We start from the raw sequence: 20,095 nt of genomic DNA on the forward strand, positions 1-20,095 counted from the left end.
GGCAGCAGCTGGAGGCGACGGTCCCCACACTTGTCATCCTGAGCGAAGCGAAGGATCTCTCGCCGGCCACGCAGTCCGTTGGTCGCTCCGCCAGGTCCTTCGCTGCGCTCAGGACGACAGTTTTGTCCTAAGCGCTCTTCAGCAGCGCCATGACCTGCTCGAAGGCGCGGTCGGCGATCTCGTCGATCTCGGCCCGGGTGCGGTTCTGGATCGGATGCGGCACGTAGACGACCGCCGGCTCGAAGCCCAGCGCATCGCTTTGCGCGGTGACGCCGTCCACGAACTCGGTGGTCACGATGTTGACGCCGGGCAGGCCGCGGCCGTCGAGACTATGTAGGTCGTGCAGACTGCACGATGTGCAGGAGCCTCAATCGCTTAAGGCGATCACCGCGAGCTGCGCCTCGGCCGCGATGGTCTGCAGCACCGACGCCGGCGCCACCTTGGTGTTGGTGGGCTTGCGATAGCGCCTGGTGGCCACGCCGGCCGACTTGAAGTGGCCTTCGAGCCGGTCGAGGAACACCGCGCCGCCCGACTTGCCGATATCCATCAGCGCCACGACCTTGCCGTCGAGCGACGGCGGCGGCGCGAGGCGGGCGCGGCGCGTCGGCGAGGTCTCGGCCGTGGGATCGCGCAGCTTGCTCGAATAGTTCATGGCCTGACTCATGGGATCGATGTCCTTCAGCGAATCTCGTGGGTGACGGCCTGGCATTCCTCGCGCACGCGCTGTCCGGGCCAGCCGCCGATGATGGCGGAGAATAGACCGGCCGGGCCGCCGGCGCGAACGATCAGCAGACCGTCAGGCGGAAACTTGTCGACGATCTTGTCGGCCATCGAGGCGGGCAGCCCTTCCGCCACGCCCTGGGCGCCATGGATCAGGTCGCGGCCGGGCCGCTTGAGGGCCTGATAGAGCGCGTCCTCGATGCGGCGGCGATTCCAGCCGCCTTCCTTGAAGATCCGGTAATGCTCGGGCGAGAGCACCAGCACGGCGTTGCCTGAGTCGCAGAGCTTGGGATGGCCGACCCCGAACAGGCCCATCGCCAGCGAGCGCGCGAGCTCTTCCGGCGTGCGGGACTTCTGGTCGATGAAGCCGTGCACGCCTTCGGCATGGAACAGGGTGACGGCGCTCTTGCCGGCCGCGATGCCGCGCCGTTGCGCCAGCGGCTCCCAGTCGGGATCGGATTCGTCCTCGGCGAAGCAGAACGTGTACTTGCCGGGATTGCCCAACGTGGCGCGATCCATGCCGCCGGGCAGACCGCCGCCCACGTTACGCACGATGAGCTGCAGCGCCCGGCCGATCGTGGCATTGGCGCGGTTGCCCTGGCCCAGCGCGTTGATGCCGGAGTTCATGCCGACCGCCCGAGCGGCCGGTCCGTTGATGATCACCAGCGGGCCCGCGAAATGAGTCGTGCAGAGCAGCCCGTGCAGCACGAACAGCGGATCGAGCGCGGCCTCGAGGACGCCCAGCACGACCGGCATGTATTCCGGCTTGCAGCCCGCCATCACGGCATTGATCGCCACCTTCTCGACCGTGCAGGGCGCGAGGTTGGGCGGGATCAGGCCCACGATCTCGTCGGGCTTGCGATCGGTGCCGCCCAGCATGCGCAGGATGCGCTCGTCGGTCGGCGGCACGACGGGCAGGCCGTCGCTCCAACCGCGCTCGAAGCAGGCCTCGATCGGATCGTCCCATTCGCCCACCGGAATCTCGCGCGAGGCGAGGCCGGGATCGCCGTAGCGCGCGATCAGCGCTTCCTGCACGCCGGGCTCGACGCTGCGCGAACCGCAGCCGGGCTGCCAGGCCGGCAGACCTTCGCCCGCAGCCGCTTCGCCCGCCAGGCGGGTCCATTCGGCGCGATCCCAGCCCACCGTGCGCCCGACCTCGCGACCGCCTTCGTAGCGGATCAGTGTCGGCACGGCTTCGATGTTGAGATGAAACGAGCGTTCGAGCTGCTGGTCGTCGAGCACGCGGCCGACGCCCGAGGGAAAGGCCGGATCGTCCTGGGTGATGACGGTGAGCGGGCCCACTTTGTCGAGGCGCTGCATCACCGGCTCGACCAGCACGCAGGTGTGGCATTCGTGCTTGGCGACGATCACCAGCCCGTCCGCGGGCAGTACCTCAATCATTCAGCAGAGCCTCCACCTGGGCATCGATGAACGCGGCATCCTCGGGATTGTCGCGCGGGTTGCCGGCGCGATGACCCCATACGGACGGGATCTCCGCCAGCTTCCCGTATTTCAGATAAGGCAACTCTTCCCTGTTGTCGTCGGTCTGGAAATAGAGATCGGTGGCCGAGGGCATCAGCAGCACCTTGGCCTTGATGCCGGCCAGCGCCATCTGCAGATCGCCGCGATAGAGATCGTTGGCCGAAATGTCGCCGTGCTGCCAGGTCCAGAGCTGGGCCAGCAGGTCGTGCATGTCGCGCCGCAGGAAGTTGGCTTCCCAGGAGCGCACCAGGAAATCCTCGAGGCTGGCGAAGCCCAGGCCGCGCCACATCTCGCGGCGATAGAAGGTCTGGCTGAGCGCCCAGCCGGCATAGATGCGGCCCATGGCGCGCAGGCCCAGCTGCGGCGTCGCGGCGGCCTGCAGGGTGGTGCGGATGCCTTCGAGGAAGACGAAATTGTGCGGCGCCGTGCGGGCCGAGCCGCAATTGACCACGATGCGCTCGACCGCCTCGCCGAACAGCGCGCCCCAGTGATAGGCCTGCTGGGCGCCCATCGACCAGCCATAGACCAGCTTCAGCCGGTCGATGGCGAACAGCTCCAGCAGCATCTGCCGTTGCAGCATGACGTTGTCGTAGGTCGTAACCTCGGGGAACTCCGGCGTATTGGACGGCGACGAGGACAGGCCATTCGTCAGCATGTTGGGAATGACGATGAAGTAGCGGCTGGGATCGAGGCAGTGCCGCACGTCGACCAGCCACTCGATGTCGGTGTGATGGGCGCCGTAACTCGTGGGGTAGAGGATCACGTTGTCGCGCTTGGGCGACAGCGTGCCGTAGGTCTTCCACACGATGCGGGCCTGCTTCAGGGTGCCGCCGCGCTGCAGCCGCACATTGTCGGCCGCCCAGGTTCCTTCGTTCGTCCGCATGGCCCGACCTTAGCGGAAGCTGCGGATGATCTCCCCATGTGTCTGGGTATAGCTCCTGGCCACGTATTTCAGGTGTGGCCGCAGGTGGCGGTGCGCCTCGGGCAGGTGGTGGAACGGGATGTTCGGCAGCAGGTGATGCTCGGCATGGTACGGCAGGTTCCACATCAGGAAGCGCACGATGGGATTGGAGATCGTCGTGCGCGTGTTGGCGAAACCGTCGTCGCTGTTTGGACACAGCGTGTGCTCGGTCAGCAGATAGAGCCGCAGCAGGGGCAGGCCGATGAGCAGCGGGAAGAACCAGACCCACAGCAGGACGTCGGTCCTGAGCAGGATCGAGCCCACGATCAGCACCGCATAGAGGGCGAGCAGCCAGCGACCCCAGCGCCGCACCTCGGGCCACGCCGAATCGTGGATGTAGGTGACGTTGCCCTTGAAGCCGAACGGGAACAGGAAGATGTCGCGCACGCGGATCATCAGGAACGGGATCGCGCTCACGCGGAAGAGATAGCTGCGCCACCCGGTCGGCGTCACCGAGGTGATCAGCTCGGGATCGCGGTCGGGATCCTGCGTGTAGCGGTGATGGGCGAGATGATAGTGCCGGTAGAAGCCGGCATTGTTCAGGATCGCCGCGCCGGAGAAGAAGGCCAGCAGGTCGGCCATCCAGCGCGTCTTGAACGATCCGTAATGCACCGATTCGTGCATGGCGCCGAACAGCGCGTTGATGAAGATGCCCTGCAGCAGCAGCGCCAGCAGCACCCACCAAGTGCCGCGCGTCTCGAGCACCAGCCAGCCGCCCAGCACCAGCAGCGCGAGATGCGCACCGGTCTGGATCAGGCCCTTGGTGTCGTCGCGCGCATAGAGGCGCTTCAGCACCTCCGCCGGCACCACCCGCATCTGGCGGGCGCGCTGGCCGGTTACTGTATAGGTGCCCATAGACCTTCCTTGTATGCGTGTTCGGTGACCGCCTCGCGCTTCTTTTTCTCGTCTTCGCTCAAGCCGATCTGGTCGCCGACCATGCGCGCGATCGACGGGAAGGTGCCCTTGGGCTGGACATAGTCCGGCGACCACAGGCGCGAGCGCAGCAGCGCCTTGGCACAGTGCAGGTAGGCCTGGCGCACCGAGACGACGATGGCGCATTTCGGCGCCTTGCCCTGCACCGCCATCGAGTCGAGCAGCGCCGGATCGACCGAGAGGCGCGCCGTGCCCGCCACCCGCACCGTCTCGTTGACGCCGGGCAGCAGGAAGATCAGCGCGACCTCGGGGTTCTCCAGCAGATTGCGCAGCGTATCGAGCCGGTTATTGCCCGGCCGGTCGGCCAGCGCGATCGTCTTGTCGTCGAGCACCTTGAACGAGCCCGGCGGATCGCCGCGCGGGGTCACGTCCTGCTTGCCCGAGGCATCGGCGGTGGCGATCAGGCAGATCGGCGACAGGGCAATGAAGCGGCCCATATGCGCATCGATGCGGCCGATGTCCTTGACCGCGGCGGTTACACTGACCGGCGCGTAGGAGGCGACCAGTGCCCGCGCGCCCGCCTCGTCGAGCAGCGCCGGTTCCGTCGGGGGAGCCGAAAAGGGCAGTGAATCGGGCATTTTCTAGACCTCCGGAATTTGCAAGGCAGGGTAGCAGGCACCCCCCTCCGGCGAAACCATCTGGCGCGAGGAGTCGTTGGTCCACCAGTCACAGCAAAAGGAGGACCAGATGAGCAATTACGATCCGAACCTGGGTCCGGGCCGTCCGGGCTATGATCCCACCGATCCCTACGAGGCGCCGAACAATGGTCGCCCCGGCTACATCCTGCTCGCAGCCCTTGCGGGCGTCGCCCTGGTCGGCGGCTTTCTCTACTTCGGCAATCCGCAGAACAGCGCCATCGGCCCCGAGCAGGCGCAGGCCCCGGCCCCGATCGAGCGTACGGTGACGGACACGCCGGGCGTCACGCCCGACGCGGATCGCCCGGCTGCGATTCCGTTGCCGGCCCGTCCGGCCACCCCGGGTCCGGCCACGACGCCGGCGGCGCCGCAGGAGTAAGGGGCGATGAGCGATTATGACCCCAAGCTCAACAAACCCGCCTACGAGGACGTGGCCTTCGAGCCACGCTCCCCGAGCCGAGGACTCTATCTGGTGGTGGGCGTGGTGGCCGCGATCGTGGCGGCGGCAGGCCTGATGTTCTTCTCGGGCGATCGCCCCGAAAGGACGGATCTGGCCCGCAACCCGGACCCGGCAGCCATCAATTCGCAGACCAACGAGACCCGGACTCCAACGGTGCCGAGAGTAGCGCCGATCCCGGCTACGCCGACGCCGGAACCGATGACGCCGGCGCCGAGTCAGCAGCCGTAACGACGGCAGCGCTTGGACAAAAAATAGCCCGACCGCGAGATCCGCGGTCGGGCGCACAGGCCTTTAATCTCTGCAGATTCGAAGTAGCACGACCGCCTGTGGGACACGGCGAATCATTCCTGCAGAGCTGATCTGCTTCTTCTTCATTACATGGCGAGTTCGTCCTTCAGCGCGTCTCCCAGCGCACGGAACGTTTCGGTGCGGGCGGACGAACGCCGCCAGACCAGACCGATGCGGCGATTCGGGGCCGCTCCGGTCAGCGGCCGCACCGTCACGTCGAGCCCGCGCAGGATCCCGGCGTCGAGCGCCATCTGCGGCATCAGGGTGACGCCCAATCCGTTCGCCACCATCTGCGCCAGCGTATGCAGGCTGGTGCCGTTGAAGCCGGCATTGCGCCGCGCCCCCTCCAGTTCGCAGGCCGCCAGCGCCTGCTCGCGCAAGCAGTGTCCGTCCTCCAACAACAGCAGGTTCTCGTCGGCGATGCTGGCCGCTGGCACGTGGCCGGCCGGATAGACAATCGAGAACCGGTCTTCGCCCAGATCCATCACCTCGAGGTCGCCCAGCGCGTAGGGCAGCGCCAGCAGCACGGCGTCGAGCTCGCCCGACTCGAGCCGCTCCAGCAGCCGCGCGGTCTGGTCCTCGCGCAGGTAGAGCTGCAGCTTGGGGAAGTTTTCGCGCAACTTGGGCATGGCGCGCGGCAGCAGGAACGGGCCGATCGTCGGGATGACGCCGAGATGCAGCGGGCCCGACAGCGGATCGCGCGCCGCCAAGCCTGCGTCCATCAGATCCTCGGCGCCCTTCAGCAGGCCGCGGGCGCGGTCGGCGACCTTCCGCCCCAGCGCCGTCGGCACTACCGAGCGCTTGGTCCGCTCCAGCAGCGGCGCCCCCAGAAGCTCCTCCAGCTCCTGGATGCTGGCGCTCAGCGTCGACTGGCTGACGTTGCAGCCCGCCGCCGCCTGCCCGAAGTGGCAGCGATCCACCACCGCCACCAGGTAGCGGAGCTGTCGCAGTGTCGGGATAGGTTTCATGTCGGGCATATAATCGCTTTTGGCGATTATTCAATTCGGTATTTTGCGCTTTAAACGATCTTAGAATGCCCCTAAGTAACCGTTGGCAAGAGTTAACCTAGGAGTTTCAAGCCAATGTCCCTCATCAACACCGAGATCAAGCCGTTCAAGGCCACCGCCTTCCAGAAGGGCAAGTTCATCGACGTGACCGACGCCGACCTGAAGGGCAAGGGCAAGTGGTCGGTCGTGTTCTTCTACCCGGCCGACTTCACCTTCGTGTGCCCGACCGAGCTCGAGGATCTGGCGACCAACTACGCCGAGTTCAAGAAGCTGGGCGTCGAGATCTACAGCGTCTCGACCGACACGCACTTCAGCCACAAGGCGTGGCACGACACGTCGGAAGCCATCAAGAAGATCGAGTACGTCATGGTCGGCGACCCGACCGGCGCCATCACCCGCAACTTCGGCGTGATGATCGAGGAAGCGGGCCTGGCCGATCGCGGCACCTTCGTGGTCGACCCGGACGGCAAGATCCAGATCGTCGAGATCACCGCCGGCGGCATCGGCCGCGACGCCTCGGAGCTGCTGCGCAAGGTCAAGGCGGCCCAGTACGTCGCCTCGCATCCGGGCGAAGTCTGCCCGGCCGCCTGGAAGGAAGGCGAGAAGACCCTCGCCCCCAGCCTCGACCTGGTCGGCAAGATCTAACCACAAGATCTGGCCAAAGGGCGGAGGGGCCTCACCGGAGGTCCCTCCACTCCGCTTCGCGACATTTCAGTAGGAGTACCTCCCATGTTGGACGCCAACCTCAAGACGCAGTTGAAGGGCTATCTCGAGCGCCTGACCTTGCCGGTCGAGCTGGTGGCGTCGCTCGACGACAGCCCCAAGTCGGCCGAGCTGAAGGAGCTGCTGCAGGAGATCGCCAGCCTGTCGGACAAGGTGACCTTCGCCGAGGCCGACGAGGACATGCGCAAGCCCTCCTTCGCCATCGTGCGGCCCGGCACGGACATCTCGGTCCGCTTCGCCGGCATCCCGATGGGCCATGAATTCACCTCGCTGGTGCTGGCGCTGCTGCAGGTCGGCGGCCACCCGAGCAAGGAAGCCCAGGACACGATCGAGCGCGTGAAGGGCCTCGACGGCGACTACACGTTCGAGACCTATTTCTCGCTGTCGTGCCAGAACTGCCCCGACGTGGTGCAGGCGCTGAACCTGATGAGCGTGCTGAACCCGCGCATCCGCCACACCGCGATCGACGGCGCCCTGTTCCAGGACGAGGTCGAGAAGCGCGGCGTGATGGCCGTGCCCTCGATCTTCCTGAACAGCCTGCCGTTCGGCCAGGGCCGCATGAGCCTGGAGCAGATCCTGGCCAAGCTCGACACCGGCGCCAGCGAACGCGCGGCCGAGGAGATCGCGGCCAAGAAGCCCTACGACGTGCTGGTGGTCGGCGGCGGCCCCGCCGGCGCCGCTGCAGCCATCTACGCCGCGCGAAAAGGCATCCGCACCGGCATCGCCGCCGAGCGGTTCGGCGGCCAGGTGCTGGACACGATGGGCATTGAGAACTTCATCTCGGTCTCCCACACCGAGGGCCCGAAGATGGCCGCCGAGCTGGCCGCGCACGTCAAGGACTACGAGGTCGACGTGATGGACCTGCAGACCGCCACCAAGCTGATCCCGGCCGCGACGCCGGGCGGCCTGGCCACGGTCGAGCTGCAGAACGGCGCCACCCTGAAGGCCAAGACCATCGTGCTCTCGCCCGGCGCGCGCTGGCGGCAGATGAACGTCCCCGGCGAGGCCGAGTATCGCAACAAGGGCGTGGCCTACTGCCCGCACTGCGACGGCCCGCTGTTCAAGGGCAAGCGGGTGGCGGTGATCGGCGGCGGCAATTCCGGCGTCGAGGCGGCGATCGACCTCGCGGGCCTGGTGAGCCACGTCACGCTGATCGAGTTCGACGGCCAGCTGCGCGCCGACGCGGTGCTGCAGGCCAAGCTCCGCTCGCTGCCCAACGCCACGGTGATCGTCTCGGCGCAGTCGACCGAGGTGCACGGCGACGGCGCCCGGGTGACCGGCCTCGCCTACAAGGACCGCACCACCGGCGAGCAAAAGACGATCGAGCTCGAGGGCATCTTCGTGCAGATCGGCCTGGTGCCCAACACCGAGTGGCTGAAGGGCGCGATCGAGCTCAGCCCGCGCGGCGAGATCGAGATCGACGCCCGCGGCCAGACCTCGGTCCCCGGCATCTTCGCCGCTGGCGACGCCACGACCGTGCCCTACAAGCAGATCGTCATCGCCATGGGCGAGGGCGCCAAGGCCGCGCTGTCGGCCTTCGACCACCTGATCCGCAGCGAGCCGGTCGAGGTCAAGCAGGCGGCCTAGGAAGAACTGCCGGGCGAGATCGAATCGCCCGGCTCCGAGCACCTAAACCTCATCCTGAGGAGCGGTCCACAGGACCGCGTCTCGAAGGATGGGCGAGCACCGCGTGTGTTGCCCATCCTTCGAGACGGCCACTCCGTGGCCTCCTCAGGATGAGGTGGGGAGGGGGGCCTCCACTCCGGTTCGGGCGGGGTAACCCCCGGCCCCGGGACGACGGGAAACAGACAATTGCGACCGAGTCGCACGTAGGGGTGCGGCATTGGCTTCAGTTGTTTCGTTTATTTCGGTTATTTCGTTTACGCGCGCCGCCTCACCCCGGCATCTTGTCGATGAAGCCGACCACCGACGCCAGCCGCCCGTCCGGCGCCAGGGTGCAGAAATCGACACCCTCGACGACCGAGGGCCCGTCGGCCGGACCCAGCGACCAGGTGAAGCGCAGATAGAGCCCCCCTGAGCTGCCAGAGGGGCCGCCCGAGGGACCGCCCAGGAAACCGGCATGCGCGTCGACCTTCGAGGTGCGCTTGAGCACGAAGCCCGGGAACTTCGCCTGCACGCCCGCCAGCATGGCGTCGATCCCGGCCGGCCCGTCGCTCGCCATCACCGGATCGCGGTAGATCCCCGTCTCGGTCCAGGCCGCCGCAAGGCCGGCGCGGCGGCGCGCGGGATCGGTCTCGTTCCAGGTGGCGACGTAGGCCTCGACGACGGCGTCCGGCGTGGCGGTGGGATGGGACATGGCTTCCTCCTGCGGATGGTTGATCCACGCGGGAGATAGGCCAGCACAGGCGAGGCGGCGATTGTCTGGGAGGTAATGAGGCTCGCTCATGAAGCTGGAACGGAGCGTCCTTGAATCGCTCGGGGCCAGACCGGCGCATACGCACAGCCGGCAATGTCGCCACCCTACAAGCAGATTGTCATCGCAGTAGGCAACGGTAATGGTCGAGTTGTCGGCATTCGACCACATGATCCAGTGATTCTGCCCCTCTTCCCGCGCGGAATAGCAGGGCGGTGTGTCTGATGCTTTCCTCCAGGCATCAACTAACGCTAACTTGCTAGCTCAATACACGCGGGGCTTGAGCTGACGCATGAACATTTTCGAGGATACAAATCCGCGCGCGCTGAAAGACTTACTTGCCGAGATACACAATCGCGCAGCCGTATTACCAAATTTTCAGCGGGATTTCGTATGGGAACCCAGCGCCACCCAAGAACTGATTGTATCCATCGCGAACAACTATCCAGCCGGCAGCATTCTCCGAGTACGAGATCCGGTAGGTTTCTTCGCGGCACGAGAGTTTGAGGGAGCACCAACCATTGGCGCTAACCACACTTTCCTTGTACTCGACGGCCAGCAACGTCTCACTTCATTATATCAAGCCTTCTATGGCGTCGGTGAGCATCGCTATTATCTCGATCTAACCAAGGTGTTGGATGGTAAGGACTTCGAGGATTGCGTCTTTTACCGCCGAGCGTCGACCAAATGGGCCCGAGAACACGAGAATTTTGAGGCGCAAGCGGCGGATTTAGTCTTACCGCTATCTGTTCTTAAAAATGGCTCTGGCGGCTTTTACCAATGGATACATGCGCCACAGCCGAAATTGACCGACACTCAAAAGCAGCTGGTGATCAGCGAGTTGACCCAAAATGAAGCCAAGAAGTGGGTCACTGTCCTCGACGAATACCGCTTTCCTGTCGTCACATTATCTCAGGATACGAAGGCCGATGCGCTATGCACGATCTTCGAAACGCTCAATCGAACTGGCGTAAAGCTAAGCGTTTTCGAATTGCTCACCGCGCGGTTCTGGCCACAGAATATCAATCTCAGAGCTTTGTGGGACAGTGCCCTGAACACTTACTCGGTAATCGACTACTTCGATGTCGATCCTTACTACGTTCTCCAGGGTATTTCTCTAGCCTCCAGGTCTGCGCCTTCATGTAAACGCAGCGATGTCCTCGAACTAAAGGCAGAGGCCATTAGTGCTTGGTGGGACAAAGTGGTAGCAGGCCTTGCCCTTGGCCTTGAGATTCTCCGCGACGATTGTAAGGTCTTGCAACCTAAGTGGCTGCCTTATCAAACCATGCTGCCCCCCTTGGCAGCAGCGCTGGCGCGAGGAGGGATGCCCAAGACTGCGGAAGCTGGATCGCAGCGAGAAAAGATAAAGCGATGGTTCTGGTGTGCTGTCTTTGGCCAAGCATATGAAAGCGCTCCGAATAGCCAATCTGCACGAGATGTAACGGATATCGATGCCTGGTTCTCGAACGGAGCACTTCCAGATTCAGTGTCGTCTCTGCGATTCGATCCAAAAATCCTACGGGAAGTCACGCCTCGTCAGCGCTCGATTTATCGAGCAACCATCTGCTTGATTCTTGGTGAGCGAGCTCGGGACTTTCATACTCAATCCGAGATTACTGGAAAACTGATGGCCGAGCAGGGAATCGACGACCACCACATCTTTCCCAGTGACTTCCTTCAAAAAAGCAAAGGCATCTCTTCAGCTCGGGTGCGCGACTGCGTACTCAATCGCACGCTAATTGATCGGACAACTAACCAGATGATTAGCAATCGAGCGCCCTCAGATTATCTAACCGAAATTCGCGCTACACCTGGATTCCCTTTTGACGAGGTGTTGGCCTCGCATGCACTTCCCTTCCATACTGACTCGCCTTTGCTCAATAACGACTACGAAGGCTTCTTGATTTGGCGACAGAACAGGCTCTGGGACTCAATTCGAAGAGTAACTAGGCTCGAAGCAGCCACTGATTTGGAGTAGCAACTAGTGCTCACGCAAAGCCTTGCCCACGATGATCACAATCCTACTCCTATACTAGCCATCGACCTTGAAGAGTCTCCTCAGATGCTCTGGGACTGGCGTCTCCAGCTTCCACTGAACTGTTATCGGCTTCTCACCCCTCCAGTCCACGAACCGCGGCACCCCACAATAGATAAAAGGTGCTGCGCCTCCCCCTCTTAGCTTTGTGGGCCGAATGAATAGATGAACCGAATGTCCCGGCAGGGACCCATTGATGATCCGACCATGCTTCGACGCTTGGGTGGTCTGATTCTGACTCTGCCATTCGAATGTTTGGTCATCGATGAAGTGATCCAGATACTCGTTACCAGCCGCAAGGTTGCCCTTGGTCAGAGTGACCAACAGAATAAGGCTCTGGCCGGTAAGGACCATCCCGCTGTTCCAACTGCCTGGATTGAACACGGCCCCGAACATCGTCGGGATATCGCTTCGGGAGTAGCTCTGCCAGAGTTCGAGACTTTGGGGGGAACCAGCGACAGGCACACTTGGCGCAGTAGATCGAGCCAAGTACTGAGCGACCCTCCAGTCCACAATCTCACTCGTCATCTGCTTGAAGGTCGCCTGCGCCGCAGGGTGCACGTCCATTACTAGCCGGAAGACAGATTCCTTGAACTGGAAGTAACGCTCACCTCCCGTTCCTTTCCCTTCAACCCAGGCTGCAATCGGATTCTCGACGAGCAGTTTTCGGACACCATCTACATCATTCAAGGGCACGGATATGTCGCTTGCGAATCGTGGATTTCTGGAAGCAGATCTGACGACACTCTGAGCAAGAGAGTTGACATTCATACCCTTCATCGAGTCTTCCTCAGCCAGTAGGGCATCAAGGACGAGCATCTTATAACTCTTGCTCATTGGAGTTACCGATACGCTCTGCAAGAACGCGCCGTGGCGCTGCTCAACGGTTATCTGAAGCTCGTCCAGATCTTCCATATGACGCACGAAGGAGAACCATCCTCCATGCCCAGTCGATTTCGGATCAAAACCAGCATGGAACACTTCAGTCGCGGTTGGCCTTGTGCCGTGGCGCAGCTTGAAGTCGGCATAGAATGCCTCCAAGGCGTCCGCATCCTTCGTTGACCGAAGCAGGCTCTCTAGGATCTCTAGTGCCTTCAGCTCGTAAGTGACTTCGCAACCAGGCGGAAACTGGATTTCTTTCTTTCGAACGGCTTCAAGCTTGAGAGCGAGCGCTCGATCACCCTCCGTCGTACCCAGCATCGATCGAACCTTGGATAGAAAGATCCGATGATTGCCGATGTAGTCTACGACGACCAAGTGGCTCTTCTCGGCAGAGCGCCGCAGTCCGCGACCGAATTGCTGCATCCAGATTATCGCCGACTCGGTTGGGCGCAGCATCAGCACGGTATCTATTTCAGGAACATCGACACCTTCGTTGAACATGTCGACAGCGAAGACGACGTCCAGTTCACCGGCTTGCAAGCGTTCAAGGGAGCGAACACGCGGCGCCGATGTATCACCCGAGTGAACCGAAGCCGCTCTTAGCCCTCTCTCAGCGAAGAACGCAGCCATGAAGTCCGAGTGGAGGCGCGAGCAGCAGAAGCCAATCGCTCGGCTACCGCCATGCTTTTGCATTTGTTCGAACGCATTCTGCGCTCGCGCTTGTGTCGCTAAAGCTTGGGTCAGCTTCTCTTCATCAAATGCAGAAGAGCGCCAGGGGATTTGCTCATAGTCGACTTCGTCCGGCACACCAAAATAGTGGAATGGCGAGAGAAGTTCGGCCTCGATTCCCTCGAAGACATCGCAACGAAAGACGAGGTTTTCTTGACACAACGCCAGCAGGTCACCGCCATCCGTTCTCTCGGGCGTCGCCGTGAGACCCAGGAGAAATCGCGGCGTGAAGTGCTGAATGAGTGTTCTATAGGTTGGAGCGGCGGCGTGATGGAATTCATCAACCACGACGTAATCAAAAGCATCTGGGGCAAAGTGTCGTAGGTGAGCGGACCGCCCCAGCGTTTGAATCGATGCAAACAAGACTTCAGCATCCACATCTTTGTCTGAGCCGCTGTATCGTCCAAGGCGCGAATTGGGACGCATGGCCCGAAATGTCGCCATCGCTTGGGAGAGAATTTCTTCTCGATGCGCCACAAACAGCACTCGCTCAAAAGAGACGCTGTCGAAGGCACTTAGCCAGGTTTTGCCAAGACCGGTCGCAAGGACAACGAGACCCGCGGTATAACCTTGGCGACGTGTCGCCTGGAGCGCCTCGAGTGCTCTCTGCTGAATGGGATGCGGCGTCGGCGTTCGAACCGGCGGGTCCGGCGCAACTTCCGCAAAGCCGCGACGCGTGGGAACGGTTGCGCGTCGCTCTTCGTAGCGGTCGATCCAGTTGTTGGTTAATACGGCGATCTCTTCCCTTGTGATCAGGGTTTCGAAGCCACCAAGGACGTCAGCCCAGCCGTTGGACTTTGCTTCATCGAACACTCGGTAATTCCACTCGATGCCCGACTGCAAAGCGGTTTCGGAGATGTTTGAGCTTCCGACGATCGCCACACCGCTATGATCATAGTGAAAGATCCACGACTTCGGATGGAAACTCAGCAGGTTCGCTTCGAACATCCATCGTTGAACGTTGCCGTCAAGATCGAGCAAACGGCGCAACGCGGTGGGATCGCTTACGTCCAAGTAGTCACCCGCCACAATGCGAAGTCGCCCCTGCCTATCTAGGAACTCTTGCAAGTGTGGATGCAGTATGCGGACACCACTATCGAGCACAAATGCCACCGCGACGTCGATCGCATTGGCCTGCTGGATATGAGGAATCAGATGAGGAAGAAGGGCATCTTCTCCACCCGCGATCAAAGCCCGACTATGCGGAGTCTTGTCTGCTTGCTGAACGTCACGTCCTCTGCGGCGAACGTAGTTTCCCTTTTCCGGAATGACATGACGAATGCCGCCTCGTGGATCAGCCATGTCGCCTGCGCGACGCGGTATGACATGAACATGGAAGTGGGGAACGGTCTGGCCCGCGGCAGCTCCCTCATTGAAGCCAACGTTGAATCCGTCGATGGCGTAGCGATCCCGCAAGAAGCGCTGTGCTTGGGCAATGGCTCCGCCAATATCCGCAAGCTCGTCGCGCCTCAGGTTGTGCCAAACGGGCGTATGTCGCTTAGGAACAACGAGGACGTGTCCCTCTGTGACCGGGTACCCATCCCAAATAGCGAGCGAATATTGGGTCTGAAAGACAACTCTGCCATCCTCCGGATCACAGAAGGGACAGCTATTGTTGATCAGTGTGTTCAAGCTTTGTCACTATCTGCCGGGCAGCTCGGATGGTGCGCACGGTTGAAGGGCCCTCGCGGTAGTTTGCCGAAAATCCAGCAGATTGCTAGCCTTTAGGCAGTTGCGGGCACTCATCCGGGGAATGTCGGTCGAAATGTCCTTGGGTCCAAGATTCACAGGCTGGTTCGGTGAGCTAAAGACTGTCTTTGCGCAGAAGCTCTTCCTGCCGTCGGAGTACGTTGATCTAAACAACGTAACGATAGGGACCCGTCGAGGCACGACGCAGATCGACCATGTGATTGTCTCTCGCTACGGCGTGTTCGTCGTCGAGACCAAGAACATGAGTGGATGGATATTCGGAAGTGAGGACGCTCCCTTTTGGACGAAGACAAACAGGGGAGACAAGCTCAGGTTTCAGAATCCCCTGCATCAAAACGAGGGTCACATCAGGGCGCTTTCAAACTTGGCTAGGATCCCGCCCGAGAGGATGCATTCTGTCGTGGTATTTCGGGGCGACTGCAGTCTACGGACACCCCTGCCTCCAAACGTCCTAACGGGCGGGTACATCACCTACGTTAAGAGCAAGAGCCAGGTGGTCTTCGCTGAGGCCGAGGTGACGCGGATCGTGGAAGCCATCAAAGCAGGGATGCTGCCGAAGACGCACGCCACACACTTGGAGCACATCGATCATTTGAGACAACGTTTCGATAGCACCACGACCTGTGGCAGATGCGGCAGCCCGCTGGTCCTCAGGACGGCCAAGTCCGGCAGCAATGCAGGAAACCAGTTCTATGGATGTAGCCGGTTTCCGTCGTGCCGGTACGTCCGGAACGTCGGGTAGCCGCTCAAGGCATTCGCACATTATGACCATGCCATCGCGCAAGGTGCTCAGCTGCATTTAGTAGTTCGGCAGCGCCTTCACCCCCCCGCCGCCTTGATCCTCTCCTCCAGCATCCCCCGGATCGGCGCGTCGGCCGGCAATAGCGCCAGCAGCGTCTTCCAGCGCTGCAGCGCCGCCGGCTTGTTGCCCGCGGCTTCGGCGGCGACGCCCAGGTAGAACAGGGCCAGCGCGTTGCGCGGCTCGGCCTTCTCCAGCCGCTCCAGCACGGCGACGGCCTGCGGCGAAGGGACGGCGCCCGGCGCGAGCTGGCGCACATGCGCCTCGGCCCAGTCGGCCAGGATGCGCGCGTCGACGGGGGCCAGCGTGTCGGCGCGGCCGTAGGCGTCGGCGGCGTTGGCGTTCTCGCCCAGCACCTTCCAGGCATTGGCCAGGCGCAGCCAGCCGGCGCGGTCCTGCGGCGCGTCGGCGAGGCGCGCGGCCAGCCCCTCGACCATGGAGCGGATCGCCTGCTGGCGCTGCTCCGGCGTGAGCTGGGCCATCGCCTCCTGCTGCTCGCGGCTGGGCTGCGGCGTGGCCGATTGCGGGCCTGTCGGGGGTGGCGCGGCGGGCGGCAGCTCGATCCCGGCGGCCTTCGCCACCCGCGCGATCTCGGCGCGCAGCATCGGCAGCCAGGGCGCGTCGGGCGGGCTGGCGGCCTCGAGGTCGCGCCAGCGGGCGATCGCGGCCTTCGAATCGCCGCTCTGCGCCTCGTGCAGGCCGAGATAGTAGAGAATGCGCGCATCGTCGGGCCGCGCCGGGAGCGCCCGCTGCAGTGCCTCGAGCGCCGGTTGCGTGACGGTGCCGCCGGCCTCCAGGGTCAGGCCCTCGCCCAGGGCGGCCAGCGCCTCGGCGTCGTTGGGGTCCTGCGCCAGGCGGGCGCGCGCCTCGGCCAGCAGGCCGGCGACGTCGAGCTGGCGCGACGGGGCGGGGTGTTCGGTGCCCCCCTTGGCAACACGGTCGGCGAAGGGCGCGGCGGGCAGGCCGGGGCGGCCGGTCTGCAGGTAGAGGCCTAAGGCCAGCAGCGGCACGAAGAGCGACAGCGCGGGCGGCAGCCACTTCTGCACCGCGTCGGAGGCGCGCGCGGCTTTGGCGCTGCCCTTGGTGGTAGTCGTGGCGGCGTCGCCGGCGGCCAGCATGCGGCGCTCGATTTCGGTGCGGGCGGCGGCGGCCTCGGCGGGCTTCAGCGTGCCGGCGTCGCGCTCGCGCTCCAGCTCGGCCAGCTGGTCGCGGTAGATCGCCAGTTCGCCCGAGAGCCGGTCGCGCGCGGGCAGGCGCATCCGCAGCAGTGGCCAGAGCAAGGCGGCAACGGTCGCGGTGGTGAGCAGCGCCAGCAGGAATTCGAGCATGGCCGTCAGCCCTTCAGGAGCGCGTCGAGGCGGCGGCGCTCCTCCTCGTCGAGCGGCTTGGGTGCCGCGATGGGTGTGTTGCGGCGGCGGCGCGCGGCGAGCAGGAGCGCGGCGCCGGCGACCAGCAGCAGGAGCGGCGCGCCCAGCCACAGGATCAGCGTGCCGGCCTTGAAGGGCGGCTTCAGCAGCACGTAGTCGCCGTAGCGCGCGACCATGTAGGCGAAGACGTCGCCGTCGCTGTCGCCGGCCGTCAGCCGCTCGCGCACCGCCCGCCGCATGTCGCGCGCCACCTCGGCCGAGGAATCGTCGATCGACTGGTTCTGGCAGACGACGCAACGCAACGCCCGCCCGATCTCGCGGGCACGGGCTTCGAGCGCCGGGTCGGGCAGGACTTCGGACGGCTCGACGGCGAGGGCGGGTGTCAGGAAAGCCATGAGCGCCAGGACGCACGCCAGAAGTACGCGCTTGATGTCATGACAAAGGGGCCGGGGCATCACTTCACCGCCCCCTTGAGGAACGGCAGGATCGTCTCGTTCAGGTCCCGCTCGGTGATCGGCCCGCGATAGTGGCGGCGCACGATGCCTTCGCCGTCGATCAGGTAGGTCTCGGGCACGCCGCTCAGCCCCCAGTCGAGGCCGGTCTTGCCGTCGAGGTCGAGGCCCGCCAGCCGATACGGATCGCCCAGCCGCTTCAGCCAGGGCAGCGCGTCGTCGCGCTTGTTCTTCCACGCAATGCCCACGATCGTCGCGCCCTCGCGTTCGCTGAGCCGCGTGAACAGCGGATGCTCGGCCAGGCAGGGCGTGCACCAGCTCGCGAAGAAATTCACGATCACCGGCTTGCCGGTGCGCAGGTCGGCGTCGGTGAGCGGCGGCTCGCCCGGGCGCAGCGCCGGCAGGTCGAGCCGGGGCGCCGGCCGGCCCACCACCACCGAGCCGATCGAGGCGGGGTCGCGGCCGCTGGTCAGCGACCAGGCGAAGAAGCCCGCCATCAGCGCCAAGGTCAGCAGCGGCAGGATGAAGAGGAGGCGGCGCATCTATTCGGCCGGCTGTAAGGACGACGGACGTCGCGACGGCGCGCCGATGCGCAGCCGGCGGTCCGACAGCGAGACGAAGCCGCCCAGCGCGCATAGCGCCGCGCCCAGCCAGATCCATGGCGCCAGCGGGTTGAGATAGAGGCGGATCACCCAGCCCTGTTGCGGGCTGCCCTCGCCCAAGGTGGCGTAGAAGTCGCGCAGCCCGTTGGTCTGGATCGCCGTCTCGGCCACTTGTCGACGCTGCACGGTGAACAGCCGGCGCTCGGGCTGCAGCACCGTGTAGGGCTTGCCGCCGACGCTGACGGCGAGCGTCGCGCGCTCGGCGATGTAGTTGGGGCCGCGCACCTCGTCCATGCGCTCGAGCAGCACGCTGTAGCCCGCGAAGTCGATGCGGTCGCCGGGCTTCATCGTGTGCATCAGCTCGGTGTTCCACGACGAGGTCGCGACCGAACCCAGCACGACGACGCCGAGGGCTGCATGGCTGATCACCATGCCCAGGGTCGAGCGCGGGATCGTGCGGAGCGTGCCGCTGCGCACGCGGTCGGTCAGCGACGCCAGGCTGCCCACGATCAGCCAGACGCCGAAGCCGAAGGCCAATGCCGCCAGCGTCGAGCGGCTGTCGATCATCGTCATCGCGACCAGGATGGCGGCCAGCGAGACGACGAGCGCCACGCGCAGGCGCATCAGCGCCGGTCCCAGCTCGGCGCGCTTCCAGCCGAGGAACGGGCCGACGCAGAGCGCGGCGAACAGCGGGGTGCAGAGCGGCACGAAGGTGGCGTTGAAGAAGGGCGGGCCGACCGAGACCTTGTTGCCGGTCAGCAGGTCGAGGAACAGCGGATAGAGCGTGCCCAGCAGCACCGTGGCCGCCAGCGTGCACAGGAGCAGGTTGTTCAGGATCAGCGCGCCCTCGCGGCTGACCGGCTGGAACAGCCCGCCACCCTGAAGTTGCGGCGCACGCCAGGCATAGAGCGCCAGGCCGCCGCCGGTGACGAACAGCAGGAAGGCCAGGATGAACATGCCGCGCGCCGGATCCTGCGCGAAGGCATGGACCGAGGTGAGCACGCCCGAGCGCACCAGGAAGGTGCCGAGCAGCGACAGCGAGAAGGCGAGCAGCGCCAGCAGCACCGTCCAGCTCTTCAGCGCGTCGCGCTTCTCCACCACGATGGCCGAGTGCAGCAAAGCGGTGCCGGCCAGCCACGGCATCAGCGAGGCGTTCTCGACGGGATCCCAGAACCAGAAGCCGCCCCAGCCCAGGATGTAATAGGCCCACCACGAACCCAGCGCGATGCCGAGCGTCAGGAAGCACCAGGCCGCCAGCGCCCACGGCCGCACCCAGCGCGCCCAGGCGGCATCGACCCGGCCTTCGAGCAGGGCGGCGACGGCGAAGGCGTAAGTCACCGAATAGCCGACATAGCCGAGGTAGAGCAGCGGCGGATGGAAGGCGAGGCCGGGATCCTGCAAGAGCGGGTTGAGCCCGTTGCCGTCGGGCGGCGCCGGGAAGACGCGCGCGAACGGGTTGGAGGTGAAGAGCAGGAAGGCCAGGAAGCCGACGCCGATCAGCGCCTGGATGGCCAACACGCGGCTGCGCAACGTGTCGGGCAGGTTGTTGCCGAAGATCGCGACGGCGGCGCCAAACAGCGCCAGGATCAGCGCCCACAGCAGCATCGAGCCCTCGTGGTTCCCCCACACGCCGCTGATCTTGTAGAGCAGCGGCTTGGCCGAATGCGAATTGTCGACGACGTTGAGGACGGAGAAGTCCGACGTCACATAGGCCTGCGTCAGCGCCCCGAACGCCAGCAGCACGAGGAAGGCCTGCGTGAGAGCGGCGGTGCGACCGAGGGCCATCAGGCGCAGGTCGCCACGCGATGCGCCGACGAGCGGCAACGTGCCCTGCACCAGCGCGACAGCCAGCGCCAAGATCAGCGCGAAGTGGCCCAACTCTGGAATCAAGACCTGAGCTCCACCAACTTTGTCATCCTGAGCGCAGCGAAGGATC

Annotated in this window: 18 protein-coding genes; 6 read left to right on the plus strand and 12 right to left on the minus strand. The window is 64.2% G+C overall.

The window, feature by feature from the left end:
* Window positions 1-127 precede the first annotated feature (127 nt).
* From ACO07I_RS15585 to ACO07I_RS15605, 5 genes are read right to left on the minus strand one after another with little or no spacing between them, the layout of a single operon-like run.
* Window positions 128-652, minus strand: a complete 525-nt coding sequence (locus ACO07I_RS15585) for a UGSC family (seleno)protein (protein WP_422018279.1) — start codon at window positions 650-652, stop codon at window positions 128-130.
* Between the two features lie 26 nt (window positions 653-678).
* On the minus strand, window positions 679-2,121 hold the full coding sequence (locus ACO07I_RS15590) for a thioredoxin family protein (RefSeq protein ID WP_422009153.1): 1,443 nt from the start codon (window positions 2,119-2,121) through the stop codon (window positions 679-681).
* The gene (locus ACO07I_RS15595; RefSeq protein ID WP_422009155.1) at window positions 2,114-3,085 is read right to left on the minus strand and encodes an alpha/beta fold hydrolase; all 972 of its coding nucleotides are present in this window, start codon (window positions 3,083-3,085) and stop codon (window positions 2,114-2,116) included. The genes ACO07I_RS15590 and ACO07I_RS15595 overlap by 8 nt, the downstream gene beginning before the upstream one ends.
* A gap of 9 nt (window positions 3,086-3,094) precedes the next feature.
* On the minus strand, window positions 3,095-4,018 hold the full coding sequence (locus tag ACO07I_RS15600; protein WP_422009157.1) for a fatty acid desaturase: 924 nt from the start codon (window positions 4,016-4,018) through the stop codon (window positions 3,095-3,097).
* Window positions 4,000-4,674: an MSMEG_1061 family FMN-dependent PPOX-type flavoprotein gene (locus ACO07I_RS15605; RefSeq protein WP_422009159.1), complete on the minus strand. Its 675-nt coding sequence runs from the start codon at window positions 4,672-4,674 to the stop codon at window positions 4,000-4,002. The genes ACO07I_RS15600 and ACO07I_RS15605 overlap by 19 nt, the downstream gene beginning before the upstream one ends.
* 109 nt (window positions 4,675-4,783) lie before the next feature.
* Here ACO07I_RS15605 and ACO07I_RS15610 point away from each other — a divergent pair, with 109 nt between their 5' ends.
* Window positions 4,784-5,110: a hypothetical protein gene (locus ACO07I_RS15610; RefSeq protein ID WP_422009161.1), complete on the plus strand. Its 327-nt coding sequence runs from the start codon at window positions 4,784-4,786 to the stop codon at window positions 5,108-5,110.
* Between the two features lie 6 nt (window positions 5,111-5,116).
* Window positions 5,117-5,419: a hypothetical protein gene (locus tag ACO07I_RS15615; protein ID WP_422009163.1), complete on the plus strand. Its 303-nt coding sequence runs from the start codon at window positions 5,117-5,119 to the stop codon at window positions 5,417-5,419.
* A gap of 146 nt (window positions 5,420-5,565) precedes the next feature.
* On the opposite strand, the gene ACO07I_RS15620 is transcribed toward ACO07I_RS15615, so the two are convergent.
* Window positions 5,566-6,447 (minus strand): hydrogen peroxide-inducible genes activator, encoded by an 882-nt coding sequence (locus ACO07I_RS15620; protein WP_422009165.1) that lies wholly within the window; start codon window positions 6,445-6,447, stop codon window positions 5,566-5,568.
* Window positions 6,448-6,561: 114 nt separating this feature from the next.
* On the opposite strand from ACO07I_RS15620, the gene ahpC reads away from it, so the two are divergent.
* A complete protein-coding gene (ahpC, locus tag ACO07I_RS15625; protein ID WP_422009167.1) occupies window positions 6,562-7,131 on the plus strand; it encodes an alkyl hydroperoxide reductase subunit C in 570 nt (189 codons plus the stop codon).
* A gap of 84 nt (window positions 7,132-7,215) precedes the next feature.
* Complete coding sequence (gene ahpF / locus ACO07I_RS15630; protein ID WP_422009169.1) at window positions 7,216-8,796, plus strand: alkyl hydroperoxide reductase subunit F; 1,581 nt, start codon at window positions 7,216-7,218, stop codon at window positions 8,794-8,796.
* A 307-nt stretch (window positions 8,797-9,103) separates the two neighbouring features.
* Here the strand turns inward: ahpF and ACO07I_RS15635 are convergent, their stop codons facing one another.
* On the minus strand, window positions 9,104-9,526 hold the full coding sequence (locus ACO07I_RS15635) for a nuclear transport factor 2 family protein (protein ID WP_422009171.1): 423 nt from the start codon (window positions 9,524-9,526) through the stop codon (window positions 9,104-9,106).
* Window positions 9,527-9,875: 349 nt separating this feature from the next.
* Between ACO07I_RS15635 and ACO07I_RS15640 the strand changes: the two genes are divergently transcribed.
* Window positions 9,876-11,561: a GmrSD restriction endonuclease domain-containing protein gene (locus ACO07I_RS15640; protein WP_422009172.1), complete on the plus strand. Its 1,686-nt coding sequence runs from the start codon at window positions 9,876-9,878 to the stop codon at window positions 11,559-11,561.
* Between the two features lie 54 nt (window positions 11,562-11,615).
* Here the strand turns inward: ACO07I_RS15640 and ACO07I_RS15645 are convergent, their stop codons facing one another.
* Complete coding sequence (locus ACO07I_RS15645) at window positions 11,616-14,861, minus strand: DUF3427 domain-containing protein (RefSeq protein ID WP_422009173.1); 3,246 nt, start codon at window positions 14,859-14,861, stop codon at window positions 11,616-11,618.
* A 121-nt stretch (window positions 14,862-14,982) separates the two neighbouring features.
* Between ACO07I_RS15645 and ACO07I_RS15650 the strand changes: the two genes are divergently transcribed.
* Window positions 14,983-15,681 carry an NERD domain-containing protein gene (locus ACO07I_RS15650; protein WP_422009175.1) on the plus strand — a complete coding sequence of 233 codons (699 nt, stop codon included), beginning with the start codon at window positions 14,983-14,985 and terminating at the stop codon, window positions 15,679-15,681.
* A 77-nt stretch (window positions 15,682-15,758) separates the two neighbouring features.
* Here the strand turns inward: ACO07I_RS15650 and ccmI are convergent, their stop codons facing one another.
* The 4 genes from ccmI to ACO07I_RS15670 are packed head-to-tail and all read right to left on the minus strand — an operon-like array spanning window position 15,759 to window position 20,049.
* Window positions 15,759-17,066 carry a c-type cytochrome biogenesis protein CcmI gene (ccmI, locus tag ACO07I_RS15655; protein ID WP_422009177.1) on the minus strand — a complete coding sequence of 436 codons (1,308 nt, stop codon included), beginning with the start codon at window positions 17,064-17,066 and terminating at the stop codon, window positions 15,759-15,761.
* A 5-nt stretch (window positions 17,067-17,071) separates the two neighbouring features.
* Window positions 17,072-17,560 carry a cytochrome c-type biogenesis protein gene (locus tag ACO07I_RS15660; protein ID WP_422009179.1) on the minus strand — a complete coding sequence of 163 codons (489 nt, stop codon included), beginning with the start codon at window positions 17,558-17,560 and terminating at the stop codon, window positions 17,072-17,074.
* Entirely contained in the window at window positions 17,560-18,099 is a 540-nt protein-coding gene (locus ACO07I_RS15665; RefSeq protein WP_422009181.1) for a DsbE family thiol:disulfide interchange protein, read from the minus strand. The genes ACO07I_RS15660 and ACO07I_RS15665 overlap by 1 nt, the downstream gene beginning before the upstream one ends.
* The gene (locus ACO07I_RS15670; protein WP_422009183.1) at window positions 18,100-20,049 is read right to left on the minus strand and encodes a heme lyase CcmF/NrfE family subunit; all 1,950 of its coding nucleotides are present in this window, start codon (window positions 20,047-20,049) and stop codon (window positions 18,100-18,102) included.
* Window positions 20,050-20,095 lie beyond the last annotated feature (46 nt).

Source organism: Reyranella sp. (assembly GCF_965227665.1).
Lineage (GTDB): Bacteria > Pseudomonadota > Alphaproteobacteria > Reyranellales > Reyranellaceae > Reyranella.

Coding starts and splice junctions, on each gene's coding strand:
- ACO07I_RS15590 (WP_422009153.1), bottom strand. CDS start 2,121: ATGATTGAGGTACTGCCCGCGGACGGGCTGGTGATCGTCGCCAAGCAC.
- ACO07I_RS15595 (WP_422009155.1), bottom strand. CDS start 3,085: ATGCGGACGAACGAAGGAACCTGGGCGGCCGACAATGTGCGGCTGCAG.
- ACO07I_RS15600 (WP_422009157.1), bottom strand. CDS start 4,018: ATGGGCACCTATACAGTAACCGGCCAGCGCGCCCGCCAGATGCGGGTG.
- ACO07I_RS15605 (WP_422009159.1), bottom strand. CDS start 4,674: ATGCCCGATTCACTGCCCTTTTCGGCTCCCCCGACGGAACCGGCGCTG.
- ACO07I_RS15610 (WP_422009161.1), top strand. CDS start 4,784: ATGAGCAATTACGATCCGAACCTGGGTCCGGGCCGTCCGGGCTATGAT.
- ACO07I_RS15615 (WP_422009163.1), top strand. CDS start 5,117: ATGAGCGATTATGACCCCAAGCTCAACAAACCCGCCTACGAGGACGTG.
- ACO07I_RS15620 (WP_422009165.1), bottom strand. CDS start 6,447: ATGAAACCTATCCCGACACTGCGACAGCTCCGCTACCTGGTGGCGGTG.
- ahpC (WP_422009167.1), top strand. CDS start 6,562: ATGTCCCTCATCAACACCGAGATCAAGCCGTTCAAGGCCACCGCCTTC.
- ahpF (WP_422009169.1), top strand. CDS start 7,216: ATGTTGGACGCCAACCTCAAGACGCAGTTGAAGGGCTATCTCGAGCGC.
- ACO07I_RS15635 (WP_422009171.1), bottom strand. CDS start 9,526: ATGTCCCATCCCACCGCCACGCCGGACGCCGTCGTCGAGGCCTACGTC.
- ACO07I_RS15640 (WP_422009172.1), top strand. CDS start 9,876: ATGAACATTTTCGAGGATACAAATCCGCGCGCGCTGAAAGACTTACTT.
- ACO07I_RS15650 (WP_422009175.1), top strand. CDS start 14,983: ATGTCGGTCGAAATGTCCTTGGGTCCAAGATTCACAGGCTGGTTCGGT.
- ccmI (WP_422009177.1), bottom strand. CDS start 17,066: ATGCTCGAATTCCTGCTGGCGCTGCTCACCACCGCGACCGTTGCCGCC.
- ACO07I_RS15660 (WP_422009179.1), bottom strand. CDS start 17,560: ATGCCCCGGCCCCTTTGTCATGACATCAAGCGCGTACTTCTGGCGTGC.
- ACO07I_RS15665 (WP_422009181.1), bottom strand. CDS start 18,099: ATGCGCCGCCTCCTCTTCATCCTGCCGCTGCTGACCTTGGCGCTGATG.